This is a genomic window from Stenotrophomonas sp. NRRL B-14846, from assembly GCF_050473585.1.
Taxonomy (GTDB): domain Bacteria; phylum Pseudomonadota; class Gammaproteobacteria; order Xanthomonadales; family Xanthomonadaceae; genus Stenotrophomonas.
The window spans coordinates 248,546-264,406 of sequence record NZ_JBFLUN010000022.1; the positions used below are offsets into that span (position 1 = coordinate 248,546).

Sequence of the window (15,861 nt, forward strand, 5' to 3'; positions counted from 1 at the left end):
CTCAGCTGTCCTCGTCGAAGCGGCGTTCGAACAGGCTGACCACCGCGTCCATCGCGGCGGCTTCATCTTCGCCGTTGATGCGTACGGTGACCGGGGTGCCCTGGCCGGCGGCCAGCAGCATCACGCCCATGATGCTCTTGGCGTTGATCTCACGGCCCTTGGCGGCCATGGTCACGTTGCAGCGGAACGGCGCCAGGGTCTGCACCAGCTTGGCGGTGGCCCGGGCATGCAGGCCCAGGCGGTTGCTGACGGTGAGTTCTCGTTCAAGCATCGTCGACTATCGCTCCATTACGGGTACCCGCCGCGGCTGTGGCGGGCAGTTGATCCAGTCCCTGTTCCGGATAATTCATCACCCGCAGCAACATCGGCAGGCTCAGCGCCGACACCCGGCGAACCGGGGTCCCCAGCCGGGCCAGCTGCCCGGCAAGGTTGGCGGGGCTGGCGCCGTACAGGTCGGTCAGGATCAGCACGCCTTCACCGCTGTCGACCCGCCGCAGGGCGGCCGAGGCGAGCGGGAGCAGGGCGTCCAGGTCTGCGTCGAACGGTACTTCGAAAGCTTCGGTTTTCAGCGGCAATTGCCGCAGGAGCCGGGTCGCCACGTCAAGCAGGGCGGTCCCGACCCCGGGATGTGTTACGAGGAGAATGCCACAGGTCATTACTGCACGTTAACAGGTCAAGGTGAATCGGCGATAGCAGCAGATGAGGGGCACTGTGTCCCGTATTCAGCGTTACCGGGGTCAGGGCCCTTTTCCCCTGGAAAAGGGATCCGACCCCATGCGTTTTTCGATGCCTGACCGGGATTCATCCACGCATGGCGTGGATCTACCGTGTCGACCAAGGTCGACACCTACCAACAGCAACACAGAATGCCGTCCCGACAAATCGCGGGAATCTGTCGAAGGCGGGGTGGGTCAGCAAGCGGGGGCGTGAGCCGCATGGATGCGGCGACCGAGCTTACAGGGACGTACTTGCAGCGTCCCCCGCTTGTTGGTCCACCCCGCCTACCCACGGAATGCCGGCTTTTGCTGTTGCTGTTACCGGCCAGCGGCCGGCACTACCAGCGGGTGCCGCGCGCAGCCCGGCCGAGCCCCTCAATCCTGTTCGCGGTGGTACGTCGCCACGTCTTCCCAGCCCATCTCGCGGGCATGCCGGGCCATGCGCTCGGCCAGGAACACCGAACGGTGCTTGCCGCCGGTGCAGCCGAACGCCACGGTCACATAGCTGCGGGTGCCATCGCCCAGTTTCGGCAGCCAGGTATCGAGGAAATCCATCAGCTGGGTCAGGTAGCGCTGCACGTCCGGCTGCGCTTCCAGGTAGTCGCGCACGCCGGGCTCGCGGCCGCTGAGCGCGCGCAGGTCCGGGTCCCAGTGCGGATTGGGCAGCACGCGGGCGTCGAACACGAAGTCCGCCTCGGCCGGCACGCCGCGCTTGTAGGCGAACGATTCGAACAGCAGCGACAGGCCGGTGGCATGGTCCAGCGTGAACTCGGTGATGATCCGCCGCCGCAGCTGATGCACGTTGAGGTTGCTGGTATCGATCACCGCATCGGCCTCGCGCCGCAGCGGCGCGGTCAGCTCGCGCTCGCGGGCGATTGCTTCGGGCAGCGACAGGCCCAGCTGGCTCAGTGGATGGCGACGACGGGTGTCGGCGTAGCGCTTGAGCACCGTTTCATCGCTGGCCTCGAAGAACAGCACCTTCACTTCCACGCCGGCATCGGCGGCCAGCTGCCGCCAGTCGCCCAGCTGGCTCAGGTCGGCCTGGCCGCGCACGTCGATGCCCACCGCCAGCCGGCGCGGTGCGCTGCCGTCGTGGTTGGCCAGCAGGCTGCGCACGAAGTCCGGCAACAGGTGGATCGGCAGGTTGTCCGAGCAGTAGTAGTCCTGGTCCTCGAAGGTCTTGAGGGCGACGGATTTACCCGAGCCGGACAGGCCGCTGACGATGATCAGGGTCGGGGCGGTGGGGGTTGCGGTGCTCATGGACAGGCTCTTCGAGGGGCAGGGGAATCAGGGTGTTCGCCGTTCCAGCAGATTGCTGTGGCGGGCGATGAACATCGCCGCCGGGTCGATCCCCTTGGTGCGCAGGATGTGCAGGCGGGTCGCGGCCTCGGTCAGCACGGCCAGGTTGCGGCCGGGCATCACCGGCAGGGTGATCAGCGGAACGTCCAGGTCCAGCACATGGCGGGTGCCCGAGTCGCCGGTCAGGCGCTCGTAGCCATGCGGGGTGGGTTCGGTCATCGGCTTGGTCAGGTGGACGATCAGCCGAAGGTACTTGTTCTTCTTTACAGCCGTGTCGCCGAACATCTCGCGCACGTTCAGCACGCCCAGGCCGCGCACTTCCAGCAGGTCCTGCAGCAGCTCCGGACAGGTGCCATCGAGTACATCAGGCGCGATCTGGGTGAATTCGGGCGCATCGTCGGCCACCAGCCGATGGCCGCGGCTGAGCAGTTCCAGCGCCAGCTCGCTCTTGCCCGATCCGGCCTCGCCGGTGATCAGCACGCCGATGGAATAGATCTCCATGAACACGCCGTGCAGGATCACCCGCGGCGCCAGCGTGCGGGCCAGGTGGTAGGACAGGTGGTTGAGCAGTTCGTGGCCGCGCTTGGGCGACAGCCACAGCGGTGTACCGGATTCATCGGCGGCCGCGCGCAGGTCTTCCGGGCACGCCTGGTTGCGGGTCAGCACCAGCGCCAGCGGATGCGACTGCATGATCTTTTCGATGGTCTCCCAACGCTGGCGCGGTTCCAGTGCATCCAGCCAGGACAGTTCCTCGGTGCCCAGGATCTGCACCTTGTTGGGATAGATGGCGTTGAGGTAGCCGGCCAGCGAGGGACGCCGCGAGACCGTGTTGCCGGCCTCCAGCTCGCGTTTCTCACCGGATTTGCCGGCAGCCCAGCGCAGCCCCAGCCGCTCGCGCTGCTGTTCGAACAGTTCACGGGCGGTGATGCTGGTATTCATGCGGCACTCGCAGGTGGGGTCATGTCCAGCGCTTCGCGCAGGGCCCGGGCATCGCCGGCTTCGCGCAGGGCCTGGCGGATGTCCGGTGCGGAAAACAGCTCGGCCAGCTCGGACAGCAGCATCAGGTGCTGGTGGGTGTAATGGGCGGGGACGGCCATCGCGAACACCAGGTCCACCGGGTCATCGCCGCCGAAGTCGACCGGGGTCGCCAGCCGCAGCAGGGCGCCACGGGGGCGGTCCAGGGTCGGCGCGCGGCCGTGGGGGATGGCGATGCCGTGGCCGATCGCGGTGCTGCCCAGAGCTTCGCGCTGGCACAGGTTCAGATAGATCTGTTCGGCGTTGGCCTGGCGGCAGGCCAGCAACCCGGCGGCGGCCTGCAGGACGCTGTCACGGTCGGTGGCCGTGCAGAGCTGGGTCTGCACGGCCGCCAGGAGGTCAGTCAGGGGCATGTCTGCGGGGAACGGTGGCGATCAGCCACCATTGTCGCCCACCGGCAGCGGTGCGTGCTGCTGTTTTTTCTCCTTGTGCTTGATCACCAGGCGGTCAAGCTTGTCCGCAAGCAGGTCGATCGCGGCATACATGGTCTGGGCATTGGCCTCGGCGTGCAGGGTCTGGCCGGGAATGTTGAGGCTGGCGTCGACGTGGTGTTCGGTCTTCTGCAGCTTGAGGGTCACCCGCGCTTCGCAGTGCTGGTCGAAGTGTTTTCCGATCCGGGCCAGCTTCTCCTCTACATAGGACTGCAGGGCCGGGGTGACTTCGACGTCTTTGCCAAACGTTTCGATGCGCATCGGGTTTCTCCTGTGTTCGGATGTGCCAATGAACCTCTCCGCCGGGCGCGGCGGCGCGTCAAGCGATTCTGACCCTTTCGTGCGAGGCGGAGATGTTCATGGCTTCACGATACTTCGCCACGGTGCGTCGCGCCACTGGAATTCCCGACGATTTGAGCAGGTCAGCCAGCTTGGCGTCAGAAAGCGGCTTGCGCGGGTTCTCATCGTCGATCAGGCGCCGGATCATCGCCTGGATGGCCGTGCTGGACGCCTCGCCACCGCCTTCGGTATCGATGCCCGAGGCGAAGAAGGCGCGCAGCGGCAGGGTGCCGCGCGGCGTACGCACGTGCTTGCGGGCGATCGCGCGCGACACCGTGGATTCGTGCAGGCCCAGCTCGGCGGCGATCTCGCGCAGGGTCAGCGGGCGCAGCGCCTGCTCGCCGAATTCGAGGAAGCCGGCTTGTTGCAGGATCAGGCTGCGCACCACCCGCAGCAGGGTTTCGCCGCGCTGCTGCAGGCCCTTCAGCAGCCAGCGCGCCTCCTGCAGCTGGGCGCGCAGGTAGCCGGCGTCGGCCTCGCCACAGCGGCGGATCAACTGTTCGTAGCCGCGGTGGATCACCACCTTCGGCCCGGCATGGCCGGCCAGTGCCGCGCGCCAGATGCCGTTCTGCCGCCACACCACCACGTCGGGCACCACGTAGGTGTCCTGCGAAAGCGGCGCGATCTGCGTACCCGGACGCGGGTCCAGCGAGCGCAGCAGCGCTACCGCCGTCTCGACCTCGTCCAGGGGCTGTTTCAGTTCATGGGCCAGTCCGGCGACGCCGCTGCGCGGCAGCCGTTCCAGCGGGCCTGCGGCAATCTGTCGCGCCAGCGCCAGCCCCGGCGTGTCGCCAGGCAGCACGTCCAGCTGCAGCTGCAGGCATTCGCCGAGCGTGCGCGCGGCAACGCCGACCGGGTCGAAACGCTGGATGCGATGCAGCACCGCGAGGATTTCATCCTCATCGGCATGGACCGCCGGCAGCAGGGTTTCGGCGATGGTGGCCAGCGGTTCGCGCAGGTAGCCGTCGTCGTCCAAGGCATCGATCAGTGCAGCGCCGATGCTGCGGTCATGCGTGGAAAGATGCGACAGGTGCAGCTGCCACAGCAGGTGGTCGGCCAGCGTTTCGGTTTCGGCCACGCGCTCGGCGGCACTGCCGCTGTCATCGTCATCGTCGAAGCTGCCGCCACTGCCGGCGGCGCTCCAGTCGAGTTCGGCCGGTGCCCAGTCGTCACCGTTGTCGGTGCGTTCGGCGGGCGCGTCGGCATCCGTGCTGTCGCTGCCTTCATTGGCGGCACTGCTGTCGTTGCTGTCGGCCCAGTCCAGCAGCGGATTGCTCTCCACGGCCTGGGCGATTTCAAGCTCCAGCTCGGTCGTGGACATCTGCAGCAGCTTGATTGCCTGCTGCAGCTGGGGCGTGAGCACCAGCTGCTGTCCCAACGATGTCTGCAGCCGAGTCTTCATGCCTGTGCCGAACGGAAGGAAAGGGACCCGGCGCCTGCGGTCACAGCTTGAAGGAATCCCCAAGGTAGACGCGACGTACGTCGGCGTTGTCCAGGATCGCCTCCGGCGAGCCCTGGGCCAGCACGGTGCCCTCGGCGAGGATATACGCGCGGTCGCAGATTCCCAAGGTCTCGCGCACGTTGTGGTCGGTGATCAACACGCCGATGCCACGCTGCTTGAGATGGGTGACGATGCGCTGGATTTCACCCACCGAGATCGGGTCGACACCGGCAAACGGTTCGTCGAGCAGGATCAGGCGCGGCTGTGCGGCCAGTGCGCGGGCGATCTCGCAGCGACGACGTTCGCCACCGGACAGGCTGGCGCCGAGCTGGTCGGCAACATGGCCCAGCTGCAGTTCGTCGAGCAGGCTGTTCAATTCGCGTTCGCGGCCGGCCGAATCCAGGTCTTCGCGCAGCTCCAGTACCAGGCGGAGGTTGTCGGCCACGGTCAGCTTGCGGAACACCGACGGTTCCTGCGGCAGGTAGCCCACGCCCTGCTTGGCACGGGTGTACATCGGATCGCTGGTGATGTCCTTGCCGTCGAGCACGATGCTGCCGGCATCGGCGGCGACCAGGCCGACGATCATGTAGAAGCAGGTGGTCTTGCCGGCGCCGTTGGGGCCGAGCAGGCCGACCACTTCGCCGGCGTCGAGGGTCAGCCCGAAGTCCTTGACGACTTCGCGCTGCTTGTAGCGCTTGCGCAGGCCCTTGGCGACGAGCATTACTTCTTGCTCCCGGCCGGCTTGGCCGGCGTGCTGGCCGGTGCCGCCGCCTTGGGCGTGGCAGCCGGCTGTGCCGCCGGGTTCTTGTTCTTCGGCGGAATGACGGTGCGCACGCGGCTGCCATCGCCACCGGAGTTCATCTCGCCGCTGCGGGTGTTGTAGACCATGCGCTGGCCGGCATTGGTGCCGCGCGCGCTGGTGACCTTGTAGTTGCCGGTCAGGGTGATGATCTCGGTCTTGATGTCGTAGTCGATGCGATCAGCCACCGCGTCCATCCAGGTGCCATCGTCGAGCTGCTGCTTCATCGTGGCCTGCTTGCCGGTGAACACCGCACGCACGGCCTCGCCGTCCTTCAGGTAGATCTCGGCTTCGGACGAGCGGATGTCCAGCGAGCCCTGGGTGACGGTCACGCCCTGCGACAGCACGGTCTTGCCATCGCCGGTGAGCACGCCCGACTGGGCACCGGAGTCGATGTTCATGTTCTCGTTGCGGTCGGTGGACTTGGCAAAGGCAGCGCTGGGAACAAGCAGGCCGAGCGCGAGTACGGCTGCAAAGGGAATCTTCATCGGGGTCCGTTCTACCGGTGGGGCCGCCCGGGAAACCGGGGGCGGGTGGGTGGGCTGCCTGCCTTGCGCCTGTCCGGGGACGTCGCAGGAGGGCGGCGGAATCAGCGACGGGGCGTGTAACGGCCCTTGGACTGGCTGAGGAAATGATACGTGTTGTTCTTCGAATCCACCTCGAAGCCAACGCCGGACTGTTCCATGCCGGGGCGGGTCATGGTGACCAGCGCATCGGTGCGGGCACGGTTCTCCTTCGGGAACACGTCCAGGTGGTCGGTGCGGAAGGTGGTCGGCACCACGCCCGGGTCGGCCGGGCTGTCGCCGGCGACATTGCCGCGCAGCTTCATCTCGTCGCCCTTGGCGCTGAGCCAGCCGGTCTCGGCACGCAGGGTCCAGTGCTTGCCATCCTTGTCCGGCATCTCGAACAGCGGCGTGGCGATGTTGATGGTCTGGTCGCCACGCTGGCGCTCCAGCAACGGTGCGCGCAGGGTGGTCGATTCCTTGCCGTGCTCATCCAGGGCGACGATCTGGAAGTCGTGCAGGATGTAGTCCACGCCGACTTCCTGGCCGCCGCTGGCCGGACCCTTGTCGCGGTTGCGCAGGGCCGCCCAGCTGCTGAGCAGGGCCGCCAGCAGCAGGCCGATGCCGAGCAGGGTGCGCCAGTTCAGGGTCGGCAGGTTCATGCGCCGAACCTCGCCAGGACCGCGTCCACGTGGCCCTGGGCGGCCAGCAGGATGTCGCACAGCTCACGGGCAGCGCCACGTCCGCCATCGGCGCGGGTCTGCCAGTGCACGCGCTCGGCGATCCACGGGTGGGCGTTGGCCGGCGCCACCGCCAGGCCGACCGCACCCAGCGGCGCCAGGTCCGGCAGGTCGTCGCCCATGAAGGCCACCTGCTCCAGGCCGATGCCGTGCTGCGCACACAGCGCCTGCACGCTGGCCAGCTTGTCGCCCACGGCGATCTGGGTGTCGATGCCGAGGTCGGCGCCGCGCCTGAGCGCGGACTGGCTGTTGCGCGCGGTGATCAGCACGGGGTGGATGCCGTGCTGCTGCAGCAGTTTCAGGCCCAGGCCATCCTGCACGAAGTACGCCTTGCTCTCGTTGCCGTCCTTGTCGTAGTACAGCCGACCGTCGGTGAGGGTGCCGTCCACGTCGAAGCAGGCCAGGCGGACGCGGGCCGCGGCGGCATGCAGGTGGGCGGGGAAGGCGGGCAGGGGGGACCAGGGCATCAGGGTGGCAGGCTCGATGGGTTCGGGGTGGGGCGGTACAGACTGAATGGGGTCTACGGACTGTCGGTTAAACCACCCGGGCCCGCAACAGGTCATGAATGTTCAGGGCACCGACCGCGCGGCCCTGGCCGTCGACCACGATCAGGCCGGTGATCTTGTGGGTTTCCATCAGCCGGGCAGCCTCCACCGCCAGCTGGTCGGCGCCGATGGTGCGTGGGTTGCGGGTCATCACATCGGCGATCTTCGCGGTGCGCACGTCCAGTGCACTGTCCAGCGCGCGGCGCAGGTCGCCGTCGGTGAACAGGCCGATCAGCACGCCGCCGGCATCCACCACGGCGGTCATGCCCAGCCGTTTGCGGCTCATCTCCATCAGCGCTTCGCTGAGGCTGGCGTCGGCACCCACGCTGGGCAGGTCCTCGCCGGTATGCATGACGTCGGTGATGTGCAGCAGCAGGCGACGGCCGAGGCTGCCGGCCGGGTGTGAACGGGCGAAGTCGTCGGCGGTGAAGCCGCGTGCGTCGAGCAGGGCCACGGCCAGCGCATCACCCATCGCCAGCGAGGCGGTGGTGCTGGAGGTCGGCGCCAGCGCCAGCGGGCAGGCCTCGGCCGGAACGCTGACGTCCAGGTGGATGTCGGCGGCGGTGGCCAGGCTGGACTGCGGGCGGCCGGTCATGGAAATCAGCACGTTGCCCTGGCGCTTGAGCACCGGCAGCAGCATCAGTACTTCGTCCGACTCGCCCGAATAGGACAGGGCCAGCACCACGTCGTCCTCGGTGATCATGCCCAGGTCACCATGGCCGGCTTCGCCCGGATGCACGTAGAACGCCGGAGTGCCGGTCGAGGCCAGCGTAGCGGCGATCTTGCGGGCGATATGCCCGGACTTGCCCATGCCGGTGGCGACCACCCGGCCGCGGCTGGCCAGGATCGCCTGGCAGGCCTGCTGGAAGGCCTCGCCAAGGCGGTCGGCCACGGCATCCAGGGCCTGCTGCTCGATCTCGAAGACGCGGCGGCCACTGGCGACCAAGCTGGCAGGGTCGACGGAACGGGGGGGCAACAGGGATTCGGCCATGCGGACGCCACGCAGCGGAAGTAGAATGGAGGCACATTTTATTAGGAAAGCCCGTTGGACGCCGACACCATCCGCAACCTGATCGAAACCGGCCTGCCCGGCGCCCGCGCCGACGTGCAGGGCGACGATGGCGTGCATTTCGAAGCGACCGTGGTCTGCGAGGCCTTTGCCGGCAAGATGCCGCTGGCCCGCCACCGGATGGTCTATGCCACCCTGGGCGACCTGATGGGCGGCGCGATCCACGCGCTGGCGCTGAAAACCGTGACCCCGGCCGAAGCCGGCTGAACCGCAGAAGATCCCGAATACATGGCCAAGATCGTTGTGACCGGCGGCGCTGCGCTGCACGGTGAAGTGAGCATCTCCGGCGCCAAGAACGCCGTCCTCCCCATTCTCTGCGCGACCCTGCTGGCCGATGCGCCGGTGGAGATCACCAACGTGCCGCACCTGCACGACGTGGTCACCACGGTGAAGCTGCTGGGCGAGCTGGGCGCCAAGGTCACCATCGACCAGGGCACGCTGTCGCGCGGCAGCGCGATCGTGGTCGACCCGCGTTCGGTCAACCAGCACGTGGCGCCGTACGAGCTGGTCAAGACCATGCGCGCCTCGATCCTGGTGCTGGGCCCGCTGCTGGCCCGCTTCGGCGCGGCGGAAGTGTCGCTGCCCGGCGGCTGCGCGATCGGTTCGCGTCCGGTCGACCAGCACATCAAGGGCCTGCAGGCGCTGGGTGCCGAGATCGTGGTCGAGAACGGCTTCATCAAGGCCAGCGCCAAGCGCCTGAAGGGCGGCCATTTCACCTTCGACATGGTCAGCGTCACCGGCACCGAGAACGTGCTGATGGGCGCGGTGCTGGCTGAAGGCACCACCATCCTCGACAACTGTGCGATGGAACCGGAAGTGACCGATCTGGCGCATTGCCTGATCGCGCTGGGCGCGAAGATCGAAGGCCTGGGCACTGCCCGCCTGGTCATCGAAGGCGTCGAGCGCCTGTCCGGCGGCCGCCATGAAGTGCTGCCCGACCGCATCGAGACCGGTACCTTCCTGGTGGCCGCGGCGATGACCGGCGGCAAGGTCACGGTCAACCGTGCGCGGCCGAACACCATGGACGCGGTGCTGTCCAAGCTGGTCGAAGCCGGTGCGAAGATCGAGACCACCGACGACACCATCACCCTGGACATGCAGGGCAAGCGGCCGAAGGCGGTCAACCTGACCACCGCGCCGTACCCGGCGTTCCCGACCGACATGCAGGCGCAGTTCATGGCGCTCAACTGCGTGGCCGACGGTGTGGGCGTGATCAACGAAACGATCTTCGAGAACCGTTTCATGCACGTCAACGAACTGCTGCGCCTGGGCGCGGACATCCAGGTCGAAGGCCACACCGCCATCGTGCGTGGCAGCGAACACCTGAGCGGTGCGCCGGTAATGGCCACCGACCTGCGTGCCTCGGCCTCGCTGATCCTGGCCGGCCTGATGGCCAGCGGCGAGACCACCATCGACCGCATCTACCACCTTGATCGTGGCTACGAGAACATCGAAGAGAAGCTGTCTTCGCTCGGCGCCACCATCCGGCGCGTGCCATGATCCTGCGCGGCAAGTTCAGCCCGCGTCGCAAGGCGCTGCTGGCGCTGGTGCTGATCGTGCTGGCGTGGCTGGGCTATGCCTGGTACGCCAACATCGCCATCACCCAGGGCATCGAGCAGAAGGACATGGACTGGAACGGCGATGGCACGGTCTCGCGTGACGAGATCATCGAGTCGTTCTATGCGGTTGCAGTGAATGACAGCCAGGATGGCAACCGCCATTGCCGCACCTTCGTCTGGCGCAGCACCGGCGAGCAGATCCGCGTGGACTGCCGCACCGAGTTCAAGGCGGCCGAGGAACAGAAGCCGGTCGAAGCGAAGAAATAAGAAAACGCCCGCGGAAGCGGGCGTTTTCTTTTCGGTAGTGCCGGCCGCTGGCCGGCAACCCCATGAACCTCGTGGAGCATCGCGAGAATGCCGGCCAGCGGCCGGCACTACCGGTTCGCGCGTCAGTTCATCGCCTTGATGGTCAGGTCCAGTGCATCGCGGTCGTTCTCCCGCTGCAGCATGCGCGCCGGCACCGGGAATTCCGGCACGATCCAGGCGATCAGCTCCTTGTTGCCGTCGGCACGCGAGACCTTGGTGGCTTCGTAGCTCTTGCCGCCCACGGTGATCGATTCCTTGCCGATCACGCGGTAGGTCATGTTCTTGATGCGGCCTTCGTCGACCATGCGATAGGTCAGCGGCTTGCCGGCGGCCAGGTCGCGGGCGATCGCCAGGTTGATCAGCAGTGCATCCATGTCGCCGGACTTCAGTGCGATCGGGCCGGCGCGGTCCGGCTTGATGTCGCCGGTCCAGGTGGCCTGGTTGCTGGTCCAGTTGTAGTTGGCCTGCACGTTGCGCTTCTTCACCAGCAGCGCCGAACGGTCCTGGCTGCTGAGCGGGCGCAGCTGGCCGCGCACCTCTTCGAACACGGTGCTCTGGCTCAGGTCGGCCAGCTGGTTCTTCACCTGCAGCGTGTAGCGCCACTTGTTGGCTCCCTCGCTGCTCAGCGTCATGCTGCCATTGGCCTGCATGCCCATGTAGCTGGCCAGGTAATCGGCCTTGAACGGCTGCAGGGCCATGGCCGGCAGGCTGGCCACCGACAGCGCGGCTGCAGCGATCCAGGTGAGGGGGCGGGTCAGGGTGCTCATGCTCAGACTCCTTGGTATTCGATCAGGCGCAGATCGACGCGGTCTTCGCCGTCTTCGCGTTGCAGGATGCGCACCGGGGTGGGGACACCGTTGGCGATCCAGAGGATGGTTTCGTTGTTGCCGCCGTTGGTCCGGTAGACCCGCAGCGCGTTGTAGGACAGGTCGCCGACCTCGACGTTCTCGGTCTGCGGCGCGGCCTGGTAGTCATGCTGGCGGACCTTGCCCATGTCCACGTAGCGGTAGTGCATGGTGGCACCCGGACGGGCATCCCGCATGATCGCCAGGTTGATCAGCAGGGCGCTCTGGTCGCCCGGCTGCAGCGGAATCGGCTGTGCACGGTCCTTCTTGACGTCGCCGGTCCACTGCGCGGTGCCGGCCTGCCAGTTGTAGGTGCCGACCGCCTTCTTGCCGAGGAACAGGCCCTTGCGCACCGTGCTCTGGCTCAGCGGTGCATAGACGCCGTTGCGCTCTTCGAACACGGTGCTCTGTTCGATGTTCAGGCCCAGCACGCTGGCAAAGCCGCGGCGGCCGACCACCTGCATATCCACCCGCCACTGGCTGCCGCCGGTGTGGGTGACCTGCATGCTGGCATCGCCGGCCTCCTTGCTTTTGTAGAAGGCCTGGTAGGTGGCGGTGAACGGCTGCAGCGGCGGCGGCTCCCAGGCCAGCGCCGGAGGCATCGGCACGGCCGGTTCCGCCGGCGGCTGTACAACGGGTGCCGGCTGCGCAGGGGCCGCAGGCGCTTGCGCCTGGCCCCAGCCCACGCCGGGGAGCACGGCCAGCGACAGCAGCAGGGAAGTGGACAGCAGGGTCGTGGTCTTCATGGAGGACAGGGACCGCAGGAGGGGGCAGGATGCCAGCCCCGCAGTCAGCGGGGCGTGTGCATGGGTATTACCGGTTCAGGTTCCCGGCGGAATCTAGGGCCAGCGGGCTAAACAGGGGGTGACCGTCCAGTTGCGGCTGGCCCTCCCGTTCAGCCAGGCGGCCCGTGCACAACAGCTGCAGGGTGGCGATCAGCAGGGGATGCTCCACCGCCAGCACGCGTGCAGCCAGGCTGTCGGCGTCATCACCCGGCAGCACCGGCACCCGCACCTGCGCCAGCACGGCGCCGGCGTCCAGCTCGGGCACGACCAGGTGCACGCTGGCACCGTGCTCGGCATCGCCGGCGTCCAGTGCCCGCGCATGCGTGTCCAGCCCCTTGTGCAATGGCAGCAGCGACGGGTGGATGTTGACCAGGCGGCCATCGAAGCGCTGCACGAAGGCGGCGCCGAGGATGCGCATGTAACCGGCGCAGATGATCCAGTCCGGTGCGACCGCGGCCAGTGCGTCACCCAGCGCCTGCTCGTAGGCCGCGCGGTCGTCGAATTCCTTCGGTGCATGCGCCCAACGCAGGTTGGCGCCGACCCGTTGCAGCGCGGCGGCGGCCGGGCGGTCGGAAAACACGCCGGCGACCTCGGCGGGCAGGCGGCCCGCGGCGATGGCGTCGAGGATGGCCTGCAGGTTGCTGCCGCGGCCGGAGGCAAGCACGGCAATGCGGGTGGGCGCGGTCATTGCTGGGTACTCCGGCGGATCAGCGGCCAGGTCAGCAGGCTGCCCACGGTGGCCATCAGCATATCGGCGTGCGCGTCCCACATGTCGCCCTGCTGCCCGTTGTAGGCCTCGGCGGCATCCGGCGACAGGGCGAGCGCGATGGCCCATTCGAACCACTCGTACACCAGGCTGGCGCACATCACCGTCATCACCGCCAGGCTGAAGGCCTGGCCGCGGCGCAGCGCCGGCCACGCATGGCGCGCCAGCTGCAGCAGTGCCGGCGTGAAACAGACGCCGAACAGGAAGTGGATGAGGCGGTCGAAATGATTGCGCTGCCAGCCGAACGCCGCATTCGGCGACCAGCCGGTCAGCGCCTGCGCCCATGCGTCGTAGGGCACGTTGGAGTACAGCCAGCGGGCGGCCACGCAGTGCAGCGCGATGAAGCCGCAGATCGCGATGAAGGCGCCGTTGCCCAGCCAGCCGCCCCGGCGGTCGACCCACAGCAGGGCAGCCAGGCCGATCACGGTCAGGGTGCTGTGCAGCGCCTGCTCGGTGGGCCACAGCGGGTGTATCCAGCTGATTGCGAATACCGCCAGCACGGCAGCGAAGGCCAGCTTCTTGGGGCCCGAGAAACGGAAGGCGGTGGGCGAAGCGGTCGTGGGGAGGGCAGGCGCGGACATGGGGAGTCGATCAGGAAAGGACGGGGCGTCTGCCGGCAAGCTCAGACGCTGAGATGGTCGCCGCGGTCGAACAGTGCGGCCATGTCAGGCTTGGACAGGAACACCCAGGCGTAGGCGGTCAGGGCCATGCCCAGCGGGCCGGCCAGCACCGCCAGCCAGGCCGCGCGCCGGCACCAGGCCAGCCCGGTGCGACGCGACAGCAGGCGCGCGGTGTGCAGCTGCGCGAAGCCCAGCACGGCAGCCAGCAGTGAAACGGCGCCGTACACGGTGGCAAGTACCGCGCCATCGTCCAGCCCGCGCGAGCTGGCAACCAGGCCGATGAAGCCGAGGAAGGCCAGCGCGGCCACCCAGTGGAAACCCGCCAGCGCGTAGAACAGCACCTTCAGCGTCTGCAGGTGGCTGGCCAGCTGCAGGTGCGCCAGGGTCTGCTGCGGCAGTGGCGGAGGCGCGCCCGGGCTCGTCATGCCCCGGTGCCAGCGGTGTCGAACGCGGCCTTGACCTGCGGGCGCAGCAGCGTGATCAGGCTGAACACGCCCAGCACGGTACCGATCGGCGTGAACAGGCAGGCCAGGCCGGCCATGATCAGGCACAGCAGGTAACGGCGGCGGCGGGCCAGGCAACGGCCGGCATAGGCGACGAACGCGCCGAGGGTCACGCCACCGAACACGATGACGCAGCCGATGAGGGTGAACACCCAGCCGAACAGGCGCTGTTCGGCCGGCGACGAGGGCTGGCCGCCGGAATTCATCGGCAGATTGCCGGTGAGGGCGGTGATGCCCAGCACGATGTGGACGGTGAAGATCAGCGAGAACAGCGCGATCAGGCCACCGACCACGTAGTGCGCAATCGACAGCATGCGCAGATGGTCAGCATCCTGGCTGCTGAACGCCGGTACCGCCGCAGTTGGCGGCGGCACGGGGGCGGGGGGCAGGGGGGGCGTTGCGTCCATGCGGGCTCCTCGGGGCCGGGTTCAGCCGATGTGGACGCGTTCGGCGCCTTCAGCAGTGACCACCTGGCCGATGGTCCAGTGTTCCAGGCCCTGTGCCTTGACCGCCTCGGACACGGCGGCGACCTGGTCGGCTGCCACGATCAGCACGAAGCCGATGCCGCAGTTGAAGGTGCGCCACATCTCGCTGTCGGCCACGGCGCCTTCCTTCTGCAGCCACTGGAACACCGGCGGCAGGGTCCAGGACGAGGCCTGGATGTCCAGGCCGAGGCCGTCGGGCACCACGCGGATGATGTTCTCGGTCAGGCCGCCACCGGTGATGTGGGCCATGCCGTGGATGGCTTCGCCGTGCGACTTCAGCAGCGACAGGATCGGCTTCACGTACAGGCGGGTCGGCGCCATCAGCGCGTCGACCAGCTTCACGCCGCCTTCCAGCTCCAGGTCGGCCGGTCGGCCGGCACGGTCGTAGATGCGGCGCACCAGCGAGTAGCCATTGGAATGCGGGCCGGACGAGGCGATGCCGATCAGCACGTCGCCGGCGGCCACGCTGGCGCCGTCCTTCAGCTCGCTCTTCTCGACCGCAGCGACCGTGAAGCCGGCCAGGTCGTACTCGCCCGGGGCATACATGTCGGGCATTTCAGCGGTTTCGCCGCCGATCAGCGCGCAGCCGGCCTCGGTGCAGCCGTTGGCGATGCCGCCCACGACCGCTGCGGCGGTGTCGATGTCCAGCTTGCCGGTGGCGAAATAGTCCAGGAAGAACAGCGGCTCGGCACCCTGCACCAGCACGTCGTTCACGCACATCGCGACCAGGTCGATGCCGATCGTATCGTGGCGGTTCAGCTGGTGGGCCAGCTTCAGCTTGGTGCCCACGCCGTCGGTGCCCGACACCAGCACCGGCTCGCGGTACTTGTTGGACAGGTCGAACAGGGCGCCGAAGCCGCCCAGGCCGCCCATCACTTCCGGGCGGAAGCTGCGCTTGACCAGGGGCTTGATCCGCTCGACCAACTCGTTGCCGGCGTCGATGTCGACACCCGCGTCACGGTAGGTGAGGGGGGAGGGGGCGGAAGACGGGGTGTTGGTCACGGGCGTCGGCGCTGGCAGGGGTTGAACGAGCGATTTTAACAGGCCGCATTGGCGCAAAGGCCGTATTCGGGCA

At 67.8% G+C, this 15,861-nt stretch carries 22 protein-coding genes; 3 read left to right on the top strand and 19 right to left on the bottom strand.

Annotated elements, in window-relative coordinates; genetic code table 11:
- Position 1 precedes the first annotated feature (1 nt).
- From AB1281_RS03285 to AB1281_RS03340, 12 genes are all read right to left on the bottom strand, one after another.
- Positions 2-271, bottom strand: a complete 270-nt coding sequence (locus AB1281_RS03285) for an HPr family phosphocarrier protein (RefSeq protein WP_430345039.1) — start codon at positions 269-271, stop codon at positions 2-4.
- Positions 264-656 (bottom strand): PTS sugar transporter subunit IIA, encoded by a 393-nt coding sequence (locus AB1281_RS03290; RefSeq protein WP_014036239.1) that lies wholly within the window; start codon positions 654-656, stop codon positions 264-266. The genes AB1281_RS03285 and AB1281_RS03290 overlap by 8 nt, the downstream gene beginning before the upstream one ends.
- 435 nt (positions 657-1,091) lie before the next feature.
- Positions 1,092-1,976, bottom strand: coding sequence for an RNase adapter RapZ (gene rapZ, locus AB1281_RS03295; RefSeq protein ID WP_164119336.1), 885 nt, complete (start codon positions 1,974-1,976; stop codon positions 1,092-1,094).
- A 27-nt stretch (positions 1,977-2,003) separates the two neighbouring features.
- Positions 2,004-2,954, bottom strand: a complete 951-nt coding sequence (hprK, locus tag AB1281_RS03300; protein ID WP_005408388.1) for an HPr(Ser) kinase/phosphatase — start codon at positions 2,952-2,954, stop codon at positions 2,004-2,006.
- The gene (locus AB1281_RS03305) at positions 2,951-3,403 is read right to left on the bottom strand and encodes a PTS sugar transporter subunit IIA (protein ID WP_430345040.1); all 453 of its coding nucleotides are present in this window, start codon (positions 3,401-3,403) and stop codon (positions 2,951-2,953) included. Before AB1281_RS03305 ends, hprK begins: the two co-directional genes overlap by 4 nt.
- A 21-nt stretch (positions 3,404-3,424) precedes the next feature.
- The gene (hpf, locus tag AB1281_RS03310; RefSeq protein ID WP_004147311.1) at positions 3,425-3,742 is read right to left on the bottom strand and encodes a ribosome hibernation-promoting factor, HPF/YfiA family; all 318 of its coding nucleotides are present in this window, start codon (positions 3,740-3,742) and stop codon (positions 3,425-3,427) included.
- A gap of 58 nt (positions 3,743-3,800) precedes the next feature.
- Entirely contained in the window at positions 3,801-5,222 is a 1,422-nt protein-coding gene (locus AB1281_RS03315) for an RNA polymerase factor sigma-54 (RefSeq protein WP_075675158.1), read from the bottom strand.
- A 40-nt stretch (positions 5,223-5,262) separates the two neighbouring features.
- Positions 5,263-5,982, bottom strand: coding sequence for an LPS export ABC transporter ATP-binding protein (lptB, locus tag AB1281_RS03320; protein ID WP_005415558.1), 720 nt, complete (start codon positions 5,980-5,982; stop codon positions 5,263-5,265).
- A complete protein-coding gene (gene lptA, locus AB1281_RS03325; RefSeq protein ID WP_075675157.1) occupies positions 5,982-6,548 on the bottom strand; it encodes a lipopolysaccharide transport periplasmic protein LptA in 567 nt (188 codons plus the stop codon). The genes lptB and lptA overlap by 1 nt, the downstream gene beginning before the upstream one ends.
- A 101-nt stretch (positions 6,549-6,649) precedes the next feature.
- A complete protein-coding gene (gene lptC / locus AB1281_RS03330; RefSeq protein WP_014036244.1) occupies positions 6,650-7,225 on the bottom strand; it encodes an LPS export ABC transporter periplasmic protein LptC in 576 nt (191 codons plus the stop codon).
- Complete coding sequence (locus AB1281_RS03335; protein WP_014036245.1) at positions 7,222-7,770, bottom strand: KdsC family phosphatase; 549 nt, start codon at positions 7,768-7,770, stop codon at positions 7,222-7,224. Before AB1281_RS03335 ends, lptC begins: the two co-directional genes overlap by 4 nt.
- A gap of 67 nt (positions 7,771-7,837) precedes the next feature.
- Positions 7,838-8,839, bottom strand: coding sequence for a KpsF/GutQ family sugar-phosphate isomerase (locus AB1281_RS03340; RefSeq protein ID WP_430345041.1), 1,002 nt, complete (start codon positions 8,837-8,839; stop codon positions 7,838-7,840).
- Positions 8,840-8,893: 54 nt separating this feature from the next.
- On the opposite strand from AB1281_RS03340, the gene AB1281_RS03345 reads away from it, so the two are divergent.
- Genes AB1281_RS03345 through AB1281_RS03355 form a run of 3 tightly spaced genes read left to right on the top strand, consistent with a single transcriptional unit; the run spans position 8,894 to position 10,743 of the window.
- A complete protein-coding gene (locus tag AB1281_RS03345; protein WP_005408396.1) occupies positions 8,894-9,124 on the top strand; it encodes a BolA family protein in 231 nt (76 codons plus the stop codon).
- 21 nt (positions 9,125-9,145) lie between these two features.
- Positions 9,146-10,417, top strand: coding sequence for a UDP-N-acetylglucosamine 1-carboxyvinyltransferase (murA, locus tag AB1281_RS03350; RefSeq protein WP_019659444.1), 1,272 nt, complete (start codon positions 9,146-9,148; stop codon positions 10,415-10,417).
- A complete protein-coding gene (locus AB1281_RS03355; RefSeq protein WP_430345042.1) occupies positions 10,414-10,743 on the top strand; it encodes an EF-hand domain-containing protein in 330 nt (109 codons plus the stop codon). The genes murA and AB1281_RS03355 overlap by 4 nt, the downstream gene beginning before the upstream one ends.
- A gap of 122 nt (positions 10,744-10,865) precedes the next feature.
- On the opposite strand, the gene AB1281_RS03360 is transcribed toward AB1281_RS03355, so the two are convergent.
- The 7 genes from AB1281_RS03360 to purM all read right to left on the bottom strand — a co-directional run bounded on the left by AB1281_RS03360 (position 10,866) and on the right by purM (position 15,788).
- On the bottom strand, positions 10,866-11,549 hold the full coding sequence (locus AB1281_RS03360; RefSeq protein ID WP_014036249.1) for a DUF3108 domain-containing protein: 684 nt from the start codon (positions 11,547-11,549) through the stop codon (positions 10,866-10,868).
- Positions 11,550-11,551: 2 nt separating this feature from the next.
- Complete coding sequence (locus AB1281_RS03365) at positions 11,552-12,373, bottom strand: DUF3108 domain-containing protein (protein WP_014036250.1); 822 nt, start codon at positions 12,371-12,373, stop codon at positions 11,552-11,554.
- Positions 12,374-12,440: 67 nt separating this feature from the next.
- Complete coding sequence (gene purN / locus AB1281_RS03370; RefSeq protein WP_430345043.1) at positions 12,441-13,100, bottom strand: phosphoribosylglycinamide formyltransferase; 660 nt, start codon at positions 13,098-13,100, stop codon at positions 12,441-12,443.
- Positions 13,097-13,759 carry a DUF2238 domain-containing protein gene (locus tag AB1281_RS03375; protein WP_430345044.1) on the bottom strand — a complete coding sequence of 221 codons (663 nt, stop codon included), beginning with the start codon at positions 13,757-13,759 and terminating at the stop codon, positions 13,097-13,099. The genes purN and AB1281_RS03375 overlap by 4 nt, the downstream gene beginning before the upstream one ends.
- Before the next feature lie 41 nt (positions 13,760-13,800).
- On the bottom strand, positions 13,801-14,223 hold the full coding sequence (locus tag AB1281_RS03380) for a hypothetical protein (RefSeq protein ID WP_430345045.1): 423 nt from the start codon (positions 14,221-14,223) through the stop codon (positions 13,801-13,803).
- Entirely contained in the window at positions 14,220-14,708 is a 489-nt protein-coding gene (locus tag AB1281_RS03385; RefSeq protein ID WP_430345046.1) for a hypothetical protein, read from the bottom strand. The genes AB1281_RS03380 and AB1281_RS03385 overlap by 4 nt, the downstream gene beginning before the upstream one ends.
- 21 nt (positions 14,709-14,729) lie before the next feature.
- Positions 14,730-15,788 (bottom strand): phosphoribosylformylglycinamidine cyclo-ligase, encoded by a 1,059-nt coding sequence (gene purM, locus AB1281_RS03390; protein WP_430345047.1) that lies wholly within the window; start codon positions 15,786-15,788, stop codon positions 14,730-14,732.
- Between the last annotated feature and the right edge of the window lie 73 nt (positions 15,789-15,861).

Coding starts and splice junctions, on each gene's coding strand:
- purN (WP_430345043.1), bottom strand. CDS start 13,100: ATGACCGCGCCCACCCGCATTGCCGTGCTTGCCTCCGGCCGCGGCAGC.
- AB1281_RS03380 (WP_430345045.1), bottom strand. CDS start 14,223: ATGACGAGCCCGGGCGCGCCTCCGCCACTGCCGCAGCAGACCCTGGCG.
- AB1281_RS03340 (WP_430345041.1), bottom strand. CDS start 8,839: ATGGCCGAATCCCTGTTGCCCCCCCGTTCCGTCGACCCTGCCAGCTTG.
- lptB (WP_005415558.1), bottom strand. CDS start 5,982: ATGCTCGTCGCCAAGGGCCTGCGCAAGCGCTACAAGCAGCGCGAAGTC.
- AB1281_RS03360 (WP_014036249.1), bottom strand. CDS start 11,549: ATGAGCACCCTGACCCGCCCCCTCACCTGGATCGCTGCAGCCGCGCTG.
- AB1281_RS03365 (WP_014036250.1), bottom strand. CDS start 12,373: ATGAAGACCACGACCCTGCTGTCCACTTCCCTGCTGCTGTCGCTGGCC.
- AB1281_RS03290 (WP_014036239.1), bottom strand. CDS start 656: ATGACCTGTGGCATTCTCCTCGTAACACATCCCGGGGTCGGGACCGCC.
- AB1281_RS03335 (WP_014036245.1), bottom strand. CDS start 7,770: ATGCCCTGGTCCCCCCTGCCCGCCTTCCCCGCCCACCTGCATGCCGCC.
- lptA (WP_075675157.1), bottom strand. CDS start 6,548: ATGAAGATTCCCTTTGCAGCCGTACTCGCGCTCGGCCTGCTTGTTCCC.
- AB1281_RS03315 (WP_075675158.1), bottom strand. CDS start 5,222: ATGAAGACTCGGCTGCAGACATCGTTGGGACAGCAGCTGGTGCTCACG.
- AB1281_RS03385 (WP_430345046.1), bottom strand. CDS start 14,708: ATGGACGCAACGCCCCCCCTGCCCCCCGCCCCCGTGCCGCCGCCAACT.
- hprK (WP_005408388.1), bottom strand. CDS start 2,954: ATGAATACCAGCATCACCGCCCGTGAACTGTTCGAACAGCAGCGCGAG.
- murA (WP_019659444.1), top strand. CDS start 9,146: ATGGCCAAGATCGTTGTGACCGGCGGCGCTGCGCTGCACGGTGAAGTG.
- rapZ (WP_164119336.1), bottom strand. CDS start 1,976: ATGAGCACCGCAACCCCCACCGCCCCGACCCTGATCATCGTCAGCGGC.
- AB1281_RS03355 (WP_430345042.1), top strand. CDS start 10,414: ATGATCCTGCGCGGCAAGTTCAGCCCGCGTCGCAAGGCGCTGCTGGCG.
- AB1281_RS03285 (WP_430345039.1), bottom strand. CDS start 271: ATGCTTGAACGAGAACTCACCGTCAGCAACCGCCTGGGCCTGCATGCC.
- hpf (WP_004147311.1), bottom strand. CDS start 3,742: ATGCGCATCGAAACGTTTGGCAAAGACGTCGAAGTCACCCCGGCCCTG.
- lptC (WP_014036244.1), bottom strand. CDS start 7,225: ATGAACCTGCCGACCCTGAACTGGCGCACCCTGCTCGGCATCGGCCTG.
- AB1281_RS03375 (WP_430345044.1), bottom strand. CDS start 13,759: ATGTCCGCGCCTGCCCTCCCCACGACCGCTTCGCCCACCGCCTTCCGT.
- AB1281_RS03305 (WP_430345040.1), bottom strand. CDS start 3,403: ATGCCCCTGACTGACCTCCTGGCGGCCGTGCAGACCCAGCTCTGCACG.